Origin of the sequence: Massilia aurea (genome assembly GCF_040790145.1) — a bacterium.
Lineage (GTDB): Bacteria > Pseudomonadota > Gammaproteobacteria > Burkholderiales > Burkholderiaceae_D > Telluria > Telluria aurea_C.
Map to the genome: position 1 here is coordinate 34,453 of NZ_JBFMMP010000007.1, position 19,406 is coordinate 53,858.

Genomic DNA, 19,406 nt, shown 5'->3' on the forward strand with positions numbered 1-19,406 from the left:
AAAACCCCAAAAACTGCAGCGCAATTTCTGGGGTTCGATGTGCTGGCGCGAATGTCGCGTCAGGAACTTATGCGAGGCCGGCCGCTGCGCGCAGCTCGGCTGCCTTGTCGGTGCGTTCCCAGGAAAACTCGGGCTCTTCGCGGCCGAAGTGGCCGTAGGCAGCGGTCTTGGTGTAGATCGGACGCAGCAGGTCGAGCATCTGGACGATGCCTTTCGGGCGCAGGTCGAAGTGTTCGTTGACCAAGGCCGCAATCTTGTCGTCCGGGATCACGCCGGTGCCTTCGGTGTACACAGTGATATTGATCGGACGCGCCACGCCGATGGCGTAGCTGACCTGCACCTGGCACTGGCGCGCCAGGCCGGCGGCAACGATGTTCTTCGCCACGTAGCGGGCGGCGTACGCTGCCGAACGATCGACCTTGGTAGGATCCTTGCCCGAGAACGCGCCGCCGCCGTGCGGGGCTGCGCCGCCGTAGGTGTCGACGATGATCTTGCGGCCAGTCAGGCCGCAATCGCCCTGCGGGCCGCCGATGACGAAGCGGCCGGTCGGGTTGACCAGGAAACGCGTTTCCTTGAGCCACTCGCGCGGCAGCGTGGTCTTGATGATTTCCTCGATGACGGCTTCTTCGATCTGCGAGTGCGTCACGTCCGGATGATGCTGGGTCGAGAGCACGACGGTGTCGACCGCGACCGGACGACCGTTCACGTAGCGCAGCGTGACTTGCGACTTGGCATCCGGACGCAGCCATGGCAGGCGGCCATCCTTGCGCAGCTGCGACTGGCGCTCGACCAGGCGGTGCGCGTAGTAGATGGCTGCTGGCATCAGCTCTGGCGTTTCGTCGCAGGCGTAGCCGAACATCAGGCCCTGGTCGCCGGCGCCCTGGTCGAGGTCGATGCCCTTGCCTTCGTCAACGCCCTGGGCGATGTCCGGCGACTGCTTGTCATAGCAGACCATGACGGCGCAACCCTTGTAGTCGATGCCGAAATCGGTGTTGTCGTAGCCGATGCGCTTGATGGTGTCGCGGGCGACCTTGATATAGTCGACGTTGGCGTGGGTGGTGATTTCACCGGCAAGCACGACAAGGCCGGTATTGCACAGCGTTTCAGCAGCAACGCGGGCGGTTGGATCCTGCTCGAGGATCGCATCGAGGATCGCGTCGGAGATTTGGTCAGCCACCTTGTCTGGGTGGCCTTCGGAAACGGATTCGGAGGTAAAGAGGTAGTCGTTCGACATGAAGGCTCCTGGTACGGGTCATAATTCTGCCGCAGCAAACTGAGCCTGCGACGCTTTAGCGACATTTATATTCCGCTTCGCAAGTTGTCTGTTAACTCGGCGGATCCAGCATAAAGTGGTATTTTACGCTTCCTTGGAATTTTGGTGTGGAAACGCACGTCGTGCATACCACCCATCAATCGTCATGCTAGTTGTCCTTTTTCGAACATTATCAGTTTTTCCTTTGCCACTCTTGCACGCCCTGGGCGCCGCGATGGGTTGGGTGGTGTATGGCCTGTCGCCGTCGTATCGCAAGCGCTTGCGCGCCAATCTGATCCAGGCCGGCTATGACGCGCACTGGCGCGGGGCCGTGGCCGAAGCCGGCAAGGCCGCCATCGAGCTCGCGTTCGTCTGGTGCGCCAATCCGGAGCGGGTTGCCAGGCATGCCACGGTGGAGAATTGGGGTCTGGTCCAGGCGCGGCTCGACGCCGGTCGCGGGATTGTATTTCTTACGCCACACCTTGGTTGCTTTGAAATGACGGCGCAGCAAATCGCACTGCGCACGGCATTGACAGTCATGTATCGCCCGCCGCGCAAGAGCGCGTTGAAACCGCTGGTCGAAGGCGCCCGCGCGCGCCACAACCTGCATCTGGCGCCGGCCAATCTGTCGGGCGTGCGCATCCTGGCCAAGACGCTCAAGGGCGGCCAGCCGATCGGCTTGCTGCCGGACCAGGTGCCGCAAGAAGGCGAAGGCGTCTGGGCGCCATTTTTCGGCCGCAACGCCTACACGATGACGCTGCCGGCCAAGCTGGCCCAGCTCGGCAAAGCAGATATCTTGCTGGTATACGCCGAGCGCCGCCCCAATGGCGCAGGCTACATCGTGCGCTTCGTGGAATTCGATGGCGACCTGTCCTGCACCGGCGCCGAGCAGGCGGCCGCCATCAACCGCGCAATGGAGCAACTGATTGCCCGCGCGCCGGCACAGTACTTCTGGAGCTATAACCGCTACAAGCAGCCGGACGGCGTGGTGGGCCCGGACAGCGAGGCTACGCCATGAGGATCTTGCTGGGGTTTATGTGGCTGCTGCATTTCTTGCCATTACCCATTTTGGGTCGCTTCGGCGAGGCGGTCGGCAGTTTGATGTTTTTGATCCTGGGCAAGCGCCGCAAGATCGCGCTGACCAATCTGCGCCTGTGCCTGCCAGAGCTCGACGAGCGCGCGCGCCGCACGATGGCCAAGGCACATTTCCGCGCCTACGCGCGCAGTATTTTCGAGCGCTCGATCCTGTGGTGGGCGCCGGAAGAACGCGTGCGCAGCCTGATCCAGGTGGAGCCATCGGTGCCGCTGGCCGCGATGCAGGACGGCCCGACGATCCTGCTGTGTCCGCACTTCGTGTGCCTGGACGTGGCCGGCATCGGCGCGCGTGTGATTCCCGTGTGCAGCATGTACGTGCCGCAAAAGAATGAAGCCTTCGACCGCCTGCTGCGCCACGGCCGCGAACGCTACGGCCCGGTGCGCCTGGTGACGCGCAAGGAAGGCATCAAGCCGATCCTGCGCGCGCTGCGCGACGGCCTGCCCTACTTCATGCTGCCCGATATGGACTTCGGCGAAAAGGATGCCGAGTTCGTGCCATTCTTCGGCGTGCCTGCCGCGACGCTGACCGCGCTGGGCCGCATTGCCGGCACCACCGGCGCCAAGGTCATCCCCGTGATCGCGACCTATTTGCCGAATTACCAGGGCTGGCGCGTGCGCTTTTATCCGGCATGGGAGAATTATCCGGGCGACGATATGGTCGAAGCGACCCGCCGCATGAACGCTTTTATTGAAGAGCGCGTGCGCGAAGCGCCGGAGCAATATTTCTGGACCCACAAACGTTTTAAAACCCGGCCGCCGGGTGAACCTTCGCTGTACGATTAAAGCCATGAAACTGACATTCACCAAGATGCACGGCGCCGGCAACGACTTTATCGTCGTCGATGCGATCAACCAGCAGGTCGACCTGAGCGTGGAGCAATGGCGCCGCCTGGCCGACCGCCGTTTCGGCATCGGCGCCGACCAGATCCTGGTCGTGGAACGCCCGACCGAAGCGGGCGTGGACTTTCGCTATCGCATCTTTAACAACGATGGCGGCGAGGTCGAGCAATGCGGCAACGGGTCGCGTGCGTTCGTGCGCTTTGTCGTCGACAAGGGGCTGACCCAGGCGCGCAGTATTCGCGTGCAGACCATGTCGGGCATCATCAACCCGCGCCTGGAAGACGACGGCAGCGTCACGGTGGACATGGGCGCCCCGCGCCTCGTGCCGGCCGACGTGCCGTTCGACGCGGCCGGCCTGGCGGGCATGGCCCAGGGCGACGACATGCTATGGCCGTTGCCGGTGGGCGATGAAACCGTCTTCGTGTCGGTGGTCTCGATGGGCAATCCGCATGCGGTGCAGGTGGTCGACGATGTCGATGCGGCGCCGGTGGAAACAACCGGCCCGCTGATCGAGCGCCATGCGCGCTTTGCAAAGCGGGTCAATGCCGGCTACCTGCAGGTGGTCGACCGTCACCATATTCGCCTGCGTGTGTTCGAGCGCGGCGCGGGCGAGACGCTGGCCTGCGGCACCGGCGCCTGTGCGGCGGTCGTGGCCGGCATCCGACGCGGCCTGATCGATTCACCGGTGCGTGTGTCGGCCCGTGGCGGCGAACTGAGCATCGCCTGGGCTGGCCCGGGCCAGCCGGTGTATCTGAGCGGCCCGGCTGTTTCGGTGTTCGAAGGCGAAGTCGAGATCTGAGCCGGCGTGCGGCCGCCTGCGCGTCAAGCCGCCAACTCAACATCGGCCTCGTCGTCGCCATCGTCGCCCGGGCCTGCGACATCGAGCAGCGTGCGCAGCCGGTACAGCCGCTGGCGGTAGTTGCCTTCCGGCCCTGCCGGGCCACAATCGACCGGTTCGAACCGGCGCACGATGCGGTCGAGCGCCTGGCGCTCTAGCGTCGACGCCACCATCACCAGCCGCCGTTTGCTGCGGCCGTAACTGGCGCGGATATCGATCACCATGCAGTGGCCCTGGTCGGCGGCGCCCACATCAAGCAGCAACGCTTCGGCGCGCGTGAGGTTGAACAGCCGCGCCAGTTCGAGGCGCGCTGCAAGCAGCGGATGCGCCGCCAGCACCCCGGCGTGCCGCGCCAGCAAGGCGCCCGTGGCGGTGTACGGCGCAGTGGTCAAGCGCGGTGCGATCTTGTCCAGCAAGCCCGCCGCGTCTGGCGCGCCTTGCGCCGCCGCCTTCTGCAGCCAATACACTGACCGCACATCGTTGTTTTCATTCTCGCGACGCGCGCGCCAGGCGTTGTGGCCGCATTCAAGCTGCGCGTCGCGATACCCCATCTCGGCCGAGCGCTCCAGGTAGCGCTGCGCATCGGCGACATTGCGCTGTGAAAATTCAGGCTTGATATAGATGCGCGACAGCGCGTACCACGCCTCGGCCAGCCCCTGTTCGCCCGCCAGTGTCAGCCACCGGATCGCCTTCTTGAAATTGGCAACGTGCGCGAAGTACACATCGCCACTGCCAATACGCCGCCCATCCACGTGCATGCGCGCAAAGCGCAGGCCCAGCGCCAGTTGCGCGTAAGGATCGTGCTCGGCTGCCGCGAGTTCCCAGAAGACGGCCAGCTCGCCGGGATCGCAGGGCTCGGCCGCGGCACCCTCCACCGCCACGCCTTCAACGCCGCCGACGCCAACAAGCGCGGGATCCATCAGGCGCGCGCAACGCGACAGCAGCGCGATCTCGTCCGGCGCAAACCGGCGCATGTCGCCCGGCTCGCCGTGCTCGGCCACCAGCGCCCGCGACTGCGGCAATGCCAGGCGCAGATAGTCGGCCCAGCGCCGCGCGAACCATAGCGCATCGAGTGCCGCGTGCTGCGCCGTGGAAGCGCCATGCGCCGGCGCGGGCCGCCCGACATTCGACGCGCTCTGGGCTGCCGGGATGCGCACGGCCATGACCGGCGCCACGGGCCTGTTCGCAGATTGCTTGCGCTGCTGGGTGAGCAGCATCTGGGCATGGGAGAACCCGGCCCGCGCGGCATCTTCGAGCGCGCGCACGGCTTTCGGGGGTTGCTGCCCGACCGGGGCCAGCGGATCGAGCACCAGTTGCGCAAACACGAGCCCCGCATGCACGCTGCCGTCGTCATAGGCGCGTTCGTACCACTGCGACACGCCCGCCACATCGCGCTGCGCCAGTTCGAGCGGAATATGGTTGCCGATCAATTGCCAGGCCGGCGGGCAATCTTGCCGCGCCGCGCGCTCCAGCCAGTGCAGCGCGGTGGGAAGGCTCTGCGGCAAGCCGGAACTACCGAACAGGTACAGCTTGCCCAATTCGAGTTGGGCCGCCACCTGGCCGGCACGGGCATTGCGGATGATCGCCAGTTCTTCGCGGTTAGCCATCGTTGGAATACGTGTAAGACGTGGAAGGTGAGCCTGCAACACACGGCGGCAACGCGGAATTTGCAAATATACAGCGATCGTGACCGCGCGGCGCTGCTGTGTGACTGAGGCCAGAGTCTAAGCCGTGACGCATAACGATTCGATTGGATTCCGGGGCCGATTGATGGGTCGCAAAACAGCCTGAAACCGATGAAACTGTTCCGGATAACTGCAAGGCAAACCATTGCGGCGGCCTCGGCAACGCCATAACGAAGCGTTCAAGATGTTCGGTTGACACGTTTCATGCCGCTCGTTTCAAAAATACAACAGCACGGTTCGATTTATTGGCAAGGAGCGCAGCGCCCCGCCGATAATTGACCTATTAGCTAGTCTTGACGTTTGAAACATTTAAGGTGCACGTATCGCGCGTTCAGCCAGAGTCTCAACGCTCCAGATGTACGTGTTCACCTTGATTACAGGATTTCCCCATGAAGACTTCTCTCCTGGTCGTCGCACTGCTTGGCGCTTGCGCCGGTGCGGCCCATGCGCAGACGTCAGTGCAGGTCTACGGCAACCTCGATGCCGGCGTCGTCAAGCGCAGCGGTCAGAATGTCAGCATCGGCAAACGTTCCGCCAACACCCTCGGTTTCAAAGGCACCGAAGACCTGGGCAATGGCCTCAAGGCCCTGTTCCAACTTGAAACGCGCTATGAGCCGGACACTGGCAGCAATGAAATCGGTCCCGATGGCAATGCGCGCCGGCTGTTCCAGGGCCAGAGCCGCGTCGGCCTGCAGGGCGACTTCGGCATGCTGCGCATCGGCCGCGGCCTGACCCCGTTCCACGAAACCATCGGCGCCTTCGAGCCGTTCCACGCCATTGAAACCGCGGGTGGCTTTTATACCGACCTGAGCGTGGCCGGCTACAGCTCGCAGCCACTCGACCCGGTCGGTTCTTCCGGCAACCGCTGGTCGAACGCGGTCTGGTACAACTCGCCGGTCGTGAATGGCTTCCAGCTCAACACCGCCATCGCCACCAAAGAAAACAATGGCGGCGTGGCCATCATCGGCCGTGGCAGCGCGACTGCGCCCCAATACGCTGCCGGCGCCGAGGCCTCGGCCAATCCGTTCTCGATCTCGGGCACGTACAACAACGGCCCGGCTGCCCTGATGGCGGCTTACGAGCGCAACGCCGTCGAGTCGAAGGTGTGGTCCATTGGCGCCTCGGTCAACCCGACGCCGGAACTCAAGCTGATGGGCACGTTCACCCGTCTCGACGAAGACAACACCCGCCTGTTCAGTACCGAGACCAGTTCATGGGTCGTGGGCGCGAATTACACGGTCGGGCCCGGCAAACTCCTCGCCGGCTACGGGCAGAAGGACACCGACGGCCTGGAAAAGGTCAAGCAACTGTCGCTGGGCTATGAATACAGCCTGTCCAAGCGCACCTACCTGTATTTCGACGTCTCGCGCAAGAAGGGGCTCCTGACCAACCCGGGCACCATCAACCAGTACGACATCGGTATTCACCACACGTTCTGACAACGGGCAACGCGGCGCATGCCGCGACCTTCTCCAGGGCGAGCATCGGCAACGGTGCTCGCCCTCGTCGTTTGCAACGCTCTGTAGCCTTTTCACAACGACGCCGCCCCGCCTGGCCGTTTCCGCACGAGCGTTCTGTACAGTACGGCAAGGCAGTGGCATATTTGCGTGGCGAGCTCATGCTACGCGACAAGAAAATAATATGGAGACAAGATGAACAAAAGCCTGATCGCCGCCCTGCTCGGCGCGACGTTTGCAAGCACCGCCCTGGCCCAGACCAGCGTCCAGATCTACGGCATTGCCGATGCCGGCGTGATGTGGCAAAAAGGTGGCCCGGCCAAGATCTATAGCGGCGGCGCTGATGGCTCGCGCCTCGGCCTGCGCGGCTCCGAAGACTTGGGCAACGGCTACAAGGCGATTTTCAATCTCGAAGCACGGGTCGAGCTCGACACCGGTTCGCAGCAGCCGACGCTGATGAACGACAATCCGGGCCGCTACCTGCTGCGCGGCATGGAACGCATCCCGGTCGCCATCCGCGAGCGTCTGCAAGCGGCCATCCAGCCGCCGGGCGCCCCGGCCGTCAACCAGGAAAAAGCGCTGTTCGACCGCACCTCGATGGTCGGCCTGATCACGCCGGTCGGCGCCGTGCTGCTGGGCCGCATGTACACCCCGGGCTATGAAGTCTTCAATATGGCCGATGCCTTCGAATCGGGCACCGCCGGCACCTGGGGTCACATCACCGGCGGCACCGCCGGCTTCACCGCGCTGGGCGCCGACATCCGCTCGCAGGAAGCCATCCAGTACCGCATCGCCTTGCCGAACGGCCTTGGCGGCTCGGTGATGTACGGCGCGCGCAATTCCGGCTATCTCGGCCGCTACAACAAGTTCCGCGCCGGCGCGGTGACGTACAAAGCCAACGGTTTCGATGTCGGCGTCGGCTACAACCATGGCTATGACCAGCAGAACCGACCAAGCCTGCGCACGCTGACCGTTGGCGGCTCGTATGCACTGGGCGAGAGCTGGAAATTCTTCGCCGGCTTCCATAGCCAGCGCAACGACAATTCGGCCCTGATTCCCGATTACCTGAATGGCTGGGACACGGCCGTGGCCCCGGCGCTGACCGCGCAAGGCATTCCGGTGGCGACCCAGCAGGGCTTGCGCGCCATTTTCGCCGGCGCGATCTCGGCCAATACCAAACAGGACGCCAACAGCTACCAGATCGGCGCCCACTACAAGATCGGCAACGGCCGCATCGTGGCGTCGTACGCGCACCAGAACGACCGCACCGCGTCCAACAGCGATGCCAATCTGTATGCGCTGGGTTATAACTACTACCTGTCCAAGCGTACCGACCTGTACACGGCGCTGGCGTTCATCAAGAACGACAACGAAGCCCAGTACTCGCCAGGCACCTCGGGCAATCCGGGCGGCTTTACCGAAGCGCCGGGCGCCGACGGCCGCGCCTTGCAACTGGGTATCCGTCACCGCTTCTGACCTCGTCCCGTTCACACGAAGACGCCTGCGGGCGTCTTTTTTTGTTCTCCGGTGCAATGCCTTGCGTCGGTTAAAATGATTCGATTCTTTCCAACACCCCATTCCCCCATGAGCACTGCACCACTGGACGCCAGCACCGTCGCACAATACCTGATCGATCACCCGGAATTCTTCCAGGAGCAAGCCGGTCTGCTGGGTGAAGTGAAACTGTCGAGTCCGCTGACCGGCCGCGCCGTGTCGCTCCAGGAACGCCAGATGGAAGTGATGCGCGACAAATTCCGCGCGCTTGAACTGCGCCTGGCCGACCTGTCGCGCCGCGCCGAGGAAAACGCCGGCATTGCCAATCGCTTCCACGCCTGGACCCAGTCCCTGCTGGTCTCGCAAGGCGGCGCCGCGATGGCGCGCGACCTGACCGAAGGCTTGCGCACCCACTTCATCGTGCCGCAAGTCACGCTGCGCCTGTGGCATGTGGCGCCGGAACACGCCGACGCCTGGTTCGCCAGCAATGTCTCGGACGACGCACGCATCTTCGCCAACAGCCTGCGCGCGCCGTATTGCGGCCCGAACAATGATTTCGAAGCCGTACGCTGGCTCGACGATGCCGCATCGATCCGCTCGACCGTGATGCTGCCGCTCGGCCCGCCGGGCCAGAGCTTTGGCCTCCTGGTGCTGGGTTCACCCGATCCGGCCCGCTTCACCACCGCGATGTCGACCGACTTCCTGGTCCACATCGCCGCCACCTCGACCACCGCCCTGGCGCCGCTGCGCGCTTGAGCCCCATGGACACGCGCGACCCGCCATCCGACTGGGCCGCGCGCTACCTCGGCGAACTGGCCACCCAGCGCCAACTGTCGCCGCACACGATCGCCGCCTACCGGCGCGACCTGGCCGAGCTCGCCGGCTTGGCCGGCCACAGCGACTGGGCCCGGCTGGTCCACGCCGACATCCGCCGCTTTGCCGGCAAGCTGCATGCCGGCGGCCAGTCCGCACGCACCATTGCGCGCAAGCTGTCCGGCTGGCGCGGTTTCTATGAATGGCTGTCGCACCAGACGATGCTGGACGCCAATCCGGTCGATGGCGTGCGCGCCCCGAAACGTGCGCAAAGCCTGCCGAAGGCGCTGGCGGTCGACGATGCCGTGCAATTGATGGAGGCAAACCAGCGCGGCCACCTCGAGCCGTTCGAGCTGTGCAATCACGCGATGTTCGAGCTGCTCTATTCGAGCGGGCTGCGCGTTTCGGAACTGGCCGGCCTGGACGTGGCCTGGCAAGATGCGCGCGCCGGCCAGCCGGGCTCGCTCGGCTGGCTCGACCTGCAGGCGGGCGAAGTGGTGGTGACCGGCAAAGGCAACAAGATGCGCCGGGTGCCGGTGGGCGGGCCGGCGCGCGAGGCGCTGGAACGCTGGCTCGCGGTGCGCCCTGCCGCGCGCGACGGGGGCGCCGCGCTGTTCCTGTCGGCACGCGACACGCGCATCACGCCGCGCGTCGTGCAAACCCGCCTCAAGCAGCATGCACTACGCGCCGGCACGCCGGTGCACGTGCACCCGCACGTGCTGCGCCACTCGTTCGCGTCGCACCTGCTGCAATCGTCGGGCGACCTGCGCGCGGTGCAGGAATTGCTCGGCCACGCCAGCATCACGTCCACCCAGATCTATACGGCACTGGACTTCCAGCATCTGTCAAAGGTGTACGACGCGGCCCATCCCCGCGCCAAGGTCAAGCCGGGATCGTAGCGGGCCGGCTGGTAGCGCCCTTAAAGCAGGCCGAGCAGCGCGGCCTTGACCACGGCGCCGGTCTTGTTGGCCGCACCCAATTTAAGCAACGCATTGGCGACGTGGAAATTGACGGTGCGCTCGGATACGGACAGGATGATGCCAGCCTCGCCCGACGTCTTGCCGTCGGCCATCCAGCGCAGCACTTCGGCTTCGCGCGCGCTCAGCGCAATCGCCGCCCCGGCCGGACGCGCCAGGCGGACCAGCCCCTGATGCGCCGCGTGGGCCAGCCACGACATATTCGCTTCACTCTGGCCCAGCTCGGCGTCGAACAGCGCATCCTGCGAGCGCGCCAGCGTCAGCATGCCAACGCTGCCGTCCGCAGTGCGCGAGGCCTGGGCCCAGCCCACCTGCAAACCATGCCCGCGCGCATCCTCCCACAGGGGCCGGGCCTCCGCGAACACGGCTTCGCTCCACACCACGGGCAAGAGTGAGGCGATGCCATGCTGCACCGTGGGATCGCGCGCCAGATAGCCTTGTTCGGCATAGCGCGCCTGCCAGGCTACCGGGTAATTGTTCAGCATGACGGTCGACGGGTTCGACAGTGGCAATGGCATGCGCATGCCGTACGCGCAGTAGTCGAAGCCGAGTTCGCGCGCGGCCCTGGTGACGACCGCAAACAACCCGCTCGAATCCTGGGCCCGCGTCATGGCCTCCAGGTGGCGGTTGCGCCAGTCAGCCATCGATTCGTTCACTACTGCGTCTCCTGTTCGACCTGCGCCAGCCGACTGTCATATATGACAGTACCGCTGCCTTGCCACGCTTCTTAGAATATTGCTTCGCGTCCAATTGTCGCTGTACCAGGGCTGGATGACAACTAACTTTATGGAGCATCCATGTCCTGCCAGCTGTCCCGTACTGCCGGTGCCATCCTGTTCGCCCTGAGCGCGTTCGCCAGCGCTGAAACGCCCACGCACGCACCCGCGCCCGCTGCGATAGCGGCGCCAGCCAACGACATGCTCGACGTCGGCCCCTACCGGGTGCAGATGGCCAGCCAGGGCACCGGCCCGTACACCGTGATCTTCGAGTCCGGCTTCGGACGCGACCTGAACGTGTGGCGCGCGGTGGCGCCCGAGGTCGCCAAGTCGAACCGGGCCGTGACTTACTCGCGCGCCGGCCATGGCCGGTCGGCACCACGCCCCGGCACACCGACCCTGACCGGCCGCACCGACGAGCTGGAGGAACTGATTGCGGCGGCAGGCCTGCAGCCGCCTTTCGTGCTGGTCGGCCATTCTTACGGCGGCTTTCTGATTCGCAGCTACGCCGCGCGCCATCCGGCGCAGATTGCCGGCATGGTGTTCGTCGATCCCAGCGACGAACACCAGAATATCGAATTGCGCAAGCTCGACGCGGCCGCCGTCGACAACGATACGCGCCTGCTGGCGCAGTGCATGCCGCCCAAGCTCCAGCCCGAACTGAGTCAGTTGCAGGCGATCCTCGACAGCGGCAAGCTGAGCCTGGCCGGTCCGCTGCCGGACGTGCCGGTGGTGGTGCTGACCTCGGTGCAGCGCCGCGAGCAGCCGCAGCTGTTTCTGGAAACCCCTGCCGCAGTCGAGGTCTGGCGCGACCTGCATGCCCGTTTTTTCCGCAGCTTCAAGCGCGGCAGCCATGTGGTCACGCCGTATAGCGACCACAATATTCACCAGGACGAGCCGCAACTGGTGATCGCAGCGATCGCCGATGTGATTGCCGCCGCAGAGACGGCGCGCGCTGCACGCGAGGGGACGGCGCCGGGCAAGTAGCCGGCGAACGAACGGGTAAATCAGGTCGCATAATCGAGTGATGTTTTGAACTCGATCAACACGAAACACGCTAGATGGTGAGGTTGCAAGAATTGCGGCATAATCCCCCGGTTCTTTTGTCCAACCTTGAAGTCAACCACGAGTAGCGAACCAATGGACCTGATTCCCAGCACCATCCTCACCGGCTTTCTCGGCGCGGGCAAGACCACCCTGCTCAACCGCATCCTGCAAGAAGACCACGGCATGCGCATTGCCGTGATCGAGAATGAATTCGGTGAAGAAAACATCGACAATGAGATCCTGGTACAGGATTCAGGCGAACAGATCATCGAAATGAACAACGGCTGCATCTGCTGCACCGTACGTGGCGACCTGATCGAAGCGCTGAACAGCCTGGCCAAAAAACGCGCGGCCGGCGAGATCCATTTCGACCGCGTGGTCATCGAAACGACCGGCCTGGCCAATCCGGGCCCGGTGGCCCAGACCTTCTTCGTCGACGAAGAAGTTGGCGCCCACTACCTGCTCGACGCCGTCGTCACCGTGGTCGATGCCCGCCACGCGATGGAACAATTGACCGAGCACGAGGAAGCCCAGCGCCAGGTTGGCTTTGCCGACAAGATCCTGCTCTCCAAGACCGACCTGGTCGATGCCGCCGCCGTCGGTGCGCTCAAGGCGCGCCTGCAGCGCATCAATCCACGCGCGCCGATCGCCACGAGCGACTTTGGCCGCGCCCCGATCGCCGACGTGCTCGACCTGCGCGGCTTCAACCTGAACGACAAGCTCGACATCGATCCCGATTTCCTGCGCGTCGATGGTGAAGATGGGCACGACCACGATCACAAGCACGAGCATGGGGCTGACTGCGGCCACGACCATGTTCACGATGCCTCGTGCAGCCACGACCACCATCACAGCCACCACAGCGACGACATCGCCGCCTTCGTGTTCAAGAGCGAACGCGCGTTCGACCCGGAACGCCTGGAACAATTCCTCGGCAGCCTGGTACAGGTGTTCGGCCCGCAAATGCTGCGCTACAAGGGCGTATTGCGGATGGATGGCGTCGATCGCAAGGTCGTGTTCCAGGGCGTGCACCAGATCATGGGCAGCGACGTTGGGCCAAAATGGGGGGAGAATGAAGTGCCCGCCACCAAGATGGTGTTTATTGGTAAAAATTTACCAAAAGACGTATTTATCCGCGGACTCGAACAGTGTTTGGTATAAACTGCATCAGTTTGACTGGCCGAGCAGGCATGGCCGACGCCTTGCGTCGATAGTTTGCCGGATCAGGCCGCACGTACCGCCACGACGCGCGTCAAACAGCCAGTGGTGAACCGCCCTTGCCGCCCATGCGGCGCGGACGGAGATAGGATGGCGCAGCGTCGCCATCAAGGCAGCTTGCCCAGCGTGCACCCTTTGTGCGGTGTTACTGATGAGCAAGCTGATAAAATGCAAACCTCTGTCGTATCGAAGGCATCATGACTAAAACAACGAAACCGAATACCGCCCAGTCCGACGACCGTATCATTACGGAAGACGAGATTCGCGCGATGGGCGAAGGCGACTACATGAATGCGGCCCAGCTCGCATTCTTCAAGAACCGCTTGCAAGAACTCGAGCGCGAACTGCTCAAGAACGCTGGCGAAACCACGGAACACCTGCGCGAAACCGTGCTGGTTCCCGATCCGGCCGACCGCGCAACCATCGAAGAAGAACATGCGCTCGAACTGCGCACGCGCGACCGCGAGCGCAAGCTGCTCAAGAAAGTCCAGCAATCGATCCAGTCGATCGACGGCGGCGAATACGGCTGGTGCGAAGAAACCGGCGAGCCGATCGGCATCCCACGCCTGATCGCCCGCCCGACCGCCACGCTGTCGCTGGAAGCCCAGCAGCGTCGCGAACTCAAGCAGAAGCTGTACGGCGACTGATTGATGACCGTGCTGGGTACCAAGCCGGCACCGCAATGAAAAGCATGCGATCCGTCGCATGCTTTTTTTGCGTATGCATATCAGTTCTTGATGGTTGTAACGAGTCATGACAGTCACCGCCCTGCCCTGACGCGCACGCTACAATCGCTCGAATCTATCCAGTAATTTCCCTTAAGATACACTGATGCCCGATCACGTGTGCGCAGCATACGTCGTCAAGGTCCGTGCTAAGGTCATGGGTGGACAGGTTATCAACGACAACGGTAAGCATGGGGCTTTTTTCCTTCCTGAAGAAAAAGAACGATGCGGTGGCCGCGCCCAACTGGCCGCCACCCGAGTCGCGCCTGCGCGGCGAACCGTCACGCCTGGATTCTGAAGCCGAACGCGAGCGCCAGCGCGAAATCGCCCGCGCCACGGCTGCCAAGATCGACGAGATCGAGCTCGAGTTCGCCTCCGACATGTTCGACGACGAGCCGGCCTGGGACAGTGGCGGGCGCCCAGCAAACGGCGTCTCGTCCATTGTTGCCACGTCCGATCCCGACGACATTCCGGACCAGGCCGCAGCACCCGCCAGCGCGCCGGCGGTCGACGAAAGCGCCATCCTGTACGCCAACGGCCAGGTCGCCGCTGCCGAACAATTGCTGCGCGAATCGCTGCCGACCCTGGGTCGCCACGAGCGCCTGCCGTGGTGGATGCTGTTCGACCTGTACCAGGCCGACGGCCGCGAAGAATCGTTCGAGAGCATTGCGATCGACTACGCCAGCCACTTCGAAACATCGCCACCGACCTGGCAGCCGCTCGCACCCGCCACCGTCGCGACGCAGCCGGCGCTGGGCATGGCCGCCGTCGAAACCTTCGACACGCAGCTCGATGCGACTGTCGCGCCCCGCCTGCGGCGCGTGCTCGAAGCGCCGGCGCCGAATGTCCGCCTCGATTTCGGCAAGGTACGCAGCATCGATGCGGACGGGGCCGACTGCCTGCTGGCCGCCTTGCAAGCGTTGCGCGCGAGCGACCGCGAACTGGTGCTGGCCGGCGCCGACACCCTGATCACGGCGCTGCGCCCGATGCTCGTCATCGGCAAGCGCGGGGCCAGCCCGGCACTCTGGCTGCTGCTGCTCGAATTGCTGCTGCTGACCAATCGCGAGAAAGATTTCGAAGAAGCTGCGATGGATTACTGCGTCACTTATGAGGTCTCGCCACCCTCGTTTGAAACGCCCCGGCACGTTTCAACCGCCGCGCCAGCGCCGAGCCAGGGCGATCGCTTCATGCTGCCGGCCCTGATCACCAGCCTGGAGCCGGGGCTGATGACGGCCATCGATGCCTATGCAGCAGAACGCGATATGCTCGTGCTCGACTGCTCAAGGCTGGTGCGCATCGACTACGCTGGCGCTGGCAGCCTGCTGGCGCGGCTCGATTCGCAGGTGGCCGCCGGCCGCACAGTCGAGCTGCGCGAACTGAATCACCTCGTGGCGGCCCTGCTGCGCCTGCTCGGTGCCGGCGATGGCGTGCGGCTATATCCGCACCGCTACTGACGCTACAGCACCCCGAACGCCAGCAGCAGCAGCAGCAGCGTCAGCGTCCATATCCTGCCGAGATAAACTTGCAATCCCGCGCACGGGCCCCACCTGCTGATAGCCAGACAATTACGAGGTCAAAATGGAACAATTTCACGGTACAACCATCGTCAGTGTGCGACGCGGCAATCAGGTCGCGCTCGGCGGCGATGGGCAGGTCACGCTCGGCAACGTCGTCATGAAGGGCTCGGCCCGCAAGGTACGCAAGCTGTATCAGGGCAAGGTCTTGTGCGGCTTTGCCGGCGGCACCGCCGACGCCTTTACGCTGCTCGATCGCTTCGAGGGCAAACTTGAAAAGCACCAGGGCAACCTGCTGCGCGCCTCGGTCGAGCTGGCCAAGGACTGGCGCACCGACCGCGTGCTGCGGCGCCTTGAGGCGATGCTGCTCGTGGCCGACCGCGAGACAACCCTGATCATCACCGGCAATGGCGACGTGCTCGAGCCCGAAGACGGCATCGGCGCGATCGGCTCCGGCGGCATTTACGCCCAGTCGGCCGCCAAGGCGCTGTACGAGAACACCGACATGGCGCCTGCCGAAGTGGTCAAGAAAGCGCTGACCATCGCGGGCGAGCTGTGCATCTACACGAATATGTCCCACATCATCGAGACCCTGGATTGATATGAACAGTTTCATGAACATGACCCCACCCGAAATCGTCTCCGAGCTGGACAAGCACGTCGTCGGCCAGGGCAAGGCCAAGAAGGCCGTCGCGATCGCGCTGCGTAATCGCTGGCGCCGCCAGCAGGTCGACGAACCGCTGCGCTACGAAATCACGCCCAAAAACATTCTCATGATCGGCCCGACCGGCGTCGGCAAGACCGAGATCGCGCGCCGCCTGGCCAAGCTGGCCGATGCGCCGTTCATCAAGATCGAGGCCACCAAGTTCACCGAGGTCGGCTATGTCGGGCGCGACGTCGACACCATCATCCGCGACCTGATCGACATCGGCATCAAGCAGACCCGCGCCAGCGAAGCGAAAAAGGTGCGCCAGCGCGCCGAGGATGCCGCCGAAGACCGCATCATCGACATCCTGGTGCCGCCGGCGCGCGACTTCGGTTTCAATACCGCCAACACACCCGACAGCAAAGAGGGCGACGCCACGCGCCAGACCTTCCGCAAGCGCCTGCGCGAAGGCGCGCTCGACGATCGCGAGATCGAGATCGAGTTGCTTGATGCTGCGCCGCAGATGGAAATCATGGCGCCGCCGGGCATGGAAGAAATGACCGAGCAGATCAAGTCGATGTTTGCCGGCGCCAACAGTGGCCGCAAGAAGCCGCGCAAGCTCAAGATCCAGGAAGCCATGAAAATCCTGATCGACGAAGAAGCCGGCAAGCTGCTCAACGAAGACGAGCTCAAGCAAAAGGCGATCGCCAACGTCGAGCAGAACGGCATCGTGTTCCTGGACGAGATCGACAAGATCGCGACCCGCTCCGAGCACGGCGGCGCCGACGTCTCGCGTGCCGGCGTGCAGCGCGACCTGCTGCCGCTGGTCGAAGGCACGACCGTCAACACGAAGTACGGCATGATCAAGACCGACCACATCCTGTTCATCGCGTCGGGCGCATTCCACCTGGCCAAGCCGTCGGACCTGATCCCGGAATTGCAGGGTCGTTTCCCCATTCGCGTCGAACTCGAATCGCTGTCGATCGAGGATTTCAAGAGCATCCTGACGGCCACCCACGCCAGCCTGACCAAGCAATACCAGGCGCTGCTGGCCACCGAGGGCGTGCAGGTCGAGTTCCTGGACGAAGGCATCCATCGCCTGGCCGAGATTGCTTTCTCGGTCAACGAGCGCACCGAGAATATCGGTGCGCGCCGCCTGTACACGGTGATGGAAAAGCTGCTCGAAGAGATTTCGTTTACGGCCGGGTCGGAAAAAGACCAGGTGGTGCGCATCGATGCGGCCTTTGTCAACGATCGGCTCGACGCGCTGGCGGTCAACGAAGACCTGTCGCGCTACGTTCTGTAAATTTTTTGAGAGAGAACGGCATGGCTAACAAGGCACTGGCGACGCGGCAGAAACTGCGGCTGCGAATCGAACCGTCGCAGCAATTCGGCAAGCCGCGCAATCCGATCGCCGCGCTGGCCAAGGCGCGCGCCGCCGGCCCGCACGCCAAGCCGCTCTCGAGCGAGCGCACTGCCGCCAAGCAGGCACTCAAGAAGGTCAAGCTGGTGGCGGAAGACGACGACTAAGCCGGCGCCTCTGTGCATACACTCTTTGCGGACACTTCGGTGTCCGCTTTTTTTTGGCGGCCGACTCCCGATTCCTCCGCACGTGCCTTGTCCGCACCGTGATTCAACGTTAAAGTCAGCCGTCGTCATCTTCCCTGGATTGCCAATGAGTTCACCCGATCTGATCCTCGACGCGCTGCGCATGCGCTTGCGCGCTGCCGGCATCACGTATAAAACGCTGTCCGAGCGCATTGGCGTGAGCGAATCGAGCGTCAAGCGCATGTTCGGGCAAAAGGATATGGCGCTGTCGCGTCTGGCTGAAATTTGCCAGGCCACCGGCATCGGGCTGGAAGACTTGCTGCGCGGTGCGATCGAAGCGCGGCCCCAGCTCGACGCACTGAGCCTGACGCAGGAACGCTCCATTGTCGCCAACCCACGCTTGCTGTTGATGGCGATCTGTTGCCTGGGCCACTGGAGCATCGAACAGATCATCGAGACCTACAACCTCACCGAGGCGGAGTGCATCACGCTGCTCGCCGAGCTCGACCGGTTAGGGCTGATTGAACTCAAACCGCTGAACCGCTACCTGCTGCGCGTGTCGAACGCATTCCGCTGGCTGCCGGATGGGCCGGTGCAGCATTTCTTCCGCGAGAATGTGGTGAGCGATTACTTCTCGGGCCGCTTCGATGGGGCCGGCGAGGCGCTGCTGTGCCTGCCAGCACGGCTGTCACCGGCAAGCGCGCTTGAACTGTCGCTGAAGATCGACCAACTGGCGGCGGAGCTGGCGCGCCTGCACCGCAACGACCGGCGCCTGCCGGCCGACGAGCGTAAAGGCCATACGCTGCTGCTGGGATTCAGGTCATGGGAACTGGCGGCGTTTACGGCATTGCGGCGCTGAGCCGCGGTTACATCAGCGGCCGGTTCTCGTTCATGGGCGGCGCGTTCGGTGGCATCTGCACCTGGCCCTGCTGACCGGGGTTGTCTTGCTCTGGCGGTGGATCGCGGGGTTGGCCCGGCATTGCAGTATTTCCTGGCAGCCCTTGTGGGTTGGAATTCGGCGGTGCGCTCTGCATCGTCGGCGGCGCATTGACCACGCCTGGTGAAGTCTGCGGCTCCATCATCGGCGCGGCAGCCACTGGCTGCTGCGGCATCGGGCGCGGTTCTGGCTGGCTGATCGAACTGGTCTGGCCGGCATCGGGCGCCAGTTCGACGCGCTTCATCACGCCGCCGTCGGACAACATCACGTAGCGCCGATGCACTTCGGCCACCACCACGCCGGGTGCGATTTCGCGGCCGATGCGCACCGCTTTCGGCGGCGCGCCGTCGGCCACCAGGATCACGGCGCTGTTGGCGCCGGCCGAGACCACACCGGTTAATTGAAAACTGGAAATCGCGACCGTCGGCTGGCCGCCAAACAGCGTTGCCGCAGCTTCGGGACTTGGCTCGGGCTGCATTGCCATGGGCGCTGCCGCCAGCGGGCGCTGCTCGGGCTTGTACAGCTGCAGCACCCAATAGGCGCTCGAGGCCGCCAGCACGATCAGGGCCAGCAGGCTCAAAAGAAGGGGCAAACGCTTGTTCAT

At 64.0% G+C, this 19,406-nt stretch carries 19 protein-coding genes; 15 read left to right on the top strand and 4 right to left on the bottom strand.

The window, feature by feature from the left end:
- Positions 1-67: 67 nt before the first annotated feature.
- Positions 68-1,234, bottom strand: a complete 1,167-nt coding sequence (metK, locus tag AB2N08_RS12330) for a methionine adenosyltransferase (RefSeq protein ID WP_367610943.1) — start codon at positions 1,232-1,234, stop codon at positions 68-70.
- Between the two features lie 178 nt (positions 1,235-1,412).
- Here metK and AB2N08_RS12335 point away from each other — a divergent pair, with 178 nt between their 5' ends.
- The 3 genes from AB2N08_RS12335 to dapF are packed head-to-tail and all read left to right on the top strand — an operon-like array spanning position 1,413 to position 3,986.
- Complete coding sequence (locus AB2N08_RS12335; RefSeq protein ID WP_367611110.1) at positions 1,413-2,270, top strand: lysophospholipid acyltransferase family protein; 858 nt, start codon at positions 1,413-1,415, stop codon at positions 2,268-2,270.
- Positions 2,267-3,130 carry an LpxL/LpxP family acyltransferase gene (locus AB2N08_RS12340; RefSeq protein WP_367610944.1) on the top strand — a complete coding sequence of 288 codons (864 nt, stop codon included), beginning with the start codon at positions 2,267-2,269 and terminating at the stop codon, positions 3,128-3,130. The genes AB2N08_RS12335 and AB2N08_RS12340 overlap by 4 nt, the downstream gene beginning before the upstream one ends.
- Before the next feature lie 4 nt (positions 3,131-3,134).
- Positions 3,135-3,986 carry a diaminopimelate epimerase gene (gene dapF / locus AB2N08_RS12345; RefSeq protein ID WP_367610945.1) on the top strand — a complete coding sequence of 284 codons (852 nt, stop codon included), beginning with the start codon at positions 3,135-3,137 and terminating at the stop codon, positions 3,984-3,986.
- A gap of 23 nt (positions 3,987-4,009) precedes the next feature.
- Here dapF and AB2N08_RS12350 read toward each other — a convergent pair whose 3' ends face one another.
- Positions 4,010-5,632: a tetratricopeptide repeat protein gene (locus AB2N08_RS12350; protein WP_367610946.1), complete on the bottom strand. Its 1,623-nt coding sequence runs from the start codon at positions 5,630-5,632 to the stop codon at positions 4,010-4,012.
- Positions 5,633-6,099: 467 nt separating this feature from the next.
- Between AB2N08_RS12350 and AB2N08_RS12355 the strand changes: the two genes are divergently transcribed.
- The 4 genes from AB2N08_RS12355 (at position 6,100) to xerC (ending at position 10,373) form a co-directional block, all read left to right on the top strand.
- Entirely contained in the window at positions 6,100-7,149 is a 1,050-nt protein-coding gene (locus tag AB2N08_RS12355; RefSeq protein ID WP_367610947.1) for a porin, read from the top strand.
- Between the two features lie 213 nt (positions 7,150-7,362).
- Complete coding sequence (locus tag AB2N08_RS12360) at positions 7,363-8,643, top strand: porin (protein WP_367610948.1); 1,281 nt, start codon at positions 7,363-7,365, stop codon at positions 8,641-8,643.
- A gap of 108 nt (positions 8,644-8,751) precedes the next feature.
- Positions 8,752-9,417 carry a DUF484 family protein gene (locus AB2N08_RS12365; RefSeq protein ID WP_367610949.1) on the top strand — a complete coding sequence of 222 codons (666 nt, stop codon included), beginning with the start codon at positions 8,752-8,754 and terminating at the stop codon, positions 9,415-9,417.
- A gap of 5 nt (positions 9,418-9,422) precedes the next feature.
- Entirely contained in the window at positions 9,423-10,373 is a 951-nt protein-coding gene (xerC, locus tag AB2N08_RS12370; protein WP_367610950.1) for a tyrosine recombinase XerC, read from the top strand.
- A gap of 20 nt (positions 10,374-10,393) precedes the next feature.
- On the opposite strand, the gene AB2N08_RS12375 is transcribed toward xerC, so the two are convergent.
- On the bottom strand, positions 10,394-11,107 hold the full coding sequence (locus tag AB2N08_RS12375; protein WP_367610951.1) for an autoinducer binding domain-containing protein: 714 nt from the start codon (positions 11,105-11,107) through the stop codon (positions 10,394-10,396).
- A 141-nt stretch (positions 11,108-11,248) separates the two neighbouring features.
- On the opposite strand from AB2N08_RS12375, the gene AB2N08_RS12380 reads away from it, so the two are divergent.
- From AB2N08_RS12380 to AB2N08_RS12415, 8 genes are all read left to right on the top strand, one after another.
- Positions 11,249-12,154, top strand: coding sequence for an alpha/beta fold hydrolase (locus AB2N08_RS12380; RefSeq protein WP_367610952.1), 906 nt, complete (start codon positions 11,249-11,251; stop codon positions 12,152-12,154).
- A 153-nt stretch (positions 12,155-12,307) separates the two neighbouring features.
- Positions 12,308-13,375, top strand: coding sequence for a CobW family GTP-binding protein (locus tag AB2N08_RS12385; protein WP_367610953.1), 1,068 nt, complete (start codon positions 12,308-12,310; stop codon positions 13,373-13,375).
- A gap of 254 nt (positions 13,376-13,629) precedes the next feature.
- On the top strand, positions 13,630-14,079 hold the full coding sequence (gene dksA / locus AB2N08_RS12390) for an RNA polymerase-binding protein DksA (protein ID WP_367610954.1): 450 nt from the start codon (positions 13,630-13,632) through the stop codon (positions 14,077-14,079).
- Between the two features lie 269 nt (positions 14,080-14,348).
- Positions 14,349-15,611 (top strand): STAS domain-containing protein, encoded by a 1,263-nt coding sequence (locus tag AB2N08_RS12395; protein ID WP_367610955.1) that lies wholly within the window; start codon positions 14,349-14,351, stop codon positions 15,609-15,611.
- Between the two features lie 124 nt (positions 15,612-15,735).
- Positions 15,736-16,272, top strand: coding sequence for an ATP-dependent protease subunit HslV (gene hslV / locus AB2N08_RS12400; protein ID WP_367610956.1), 537 nt, complete (start codon positions 15,736-15,738; stop codon positions 16,270-16,272).
- 13 nt (positions 16,273-16,285) lie between these two features.
- Positions 16,286-17,623: an ATP-dependent protease ATPase subunit HslU gene (hslU, locus tag AB2N08_RS12405; RefSeq protein WP_367610957.1), complete on the top strand. Its 1,338-nt coding sequence runs from the start codon at positions 16,286-16,288 to the stop codon at positions 17,621-17,623.
- A gap of 20 nt (positions 17,624-17,643) precedes the next feature.
- Positions 17,644-17,847, top strand: coding sequence for a hypothetical protein (locus AB2N08_RS12410; protein WP_367610958.1), 204 nt, complete (start codon positions 17,644-17,646; stop codon positions 17,845-17,847).
- A gap of 145 nt (positions 17,848-17,992) precedes the next feature.
- Positions 17,993-18,724, top strand: coding sequence for a helix-turn-helix domain-containing protein (locus tag AB2N08_RS12415; RefSeq protein WP_367610959.1), 732 nt, complete (start codon positions 17,993-17,995; stop codon positions 18,722-18,724).
- 7 nt (positions 18,725-18,731) lie between these two features.
- Here the strand turns inward: AB2N08_RS12415 and AB2N08_RS12420 are convergent, their stop codons facing one another.
- Positions 18,732-19,406, bottom strand: coding sequence for a hypothetical protein (locus AB2N08_RS12420; protein WP_367610960.1), 675 nt, complete (start codon positions 19,404-19,406; stop codon positions 18,732-18,734).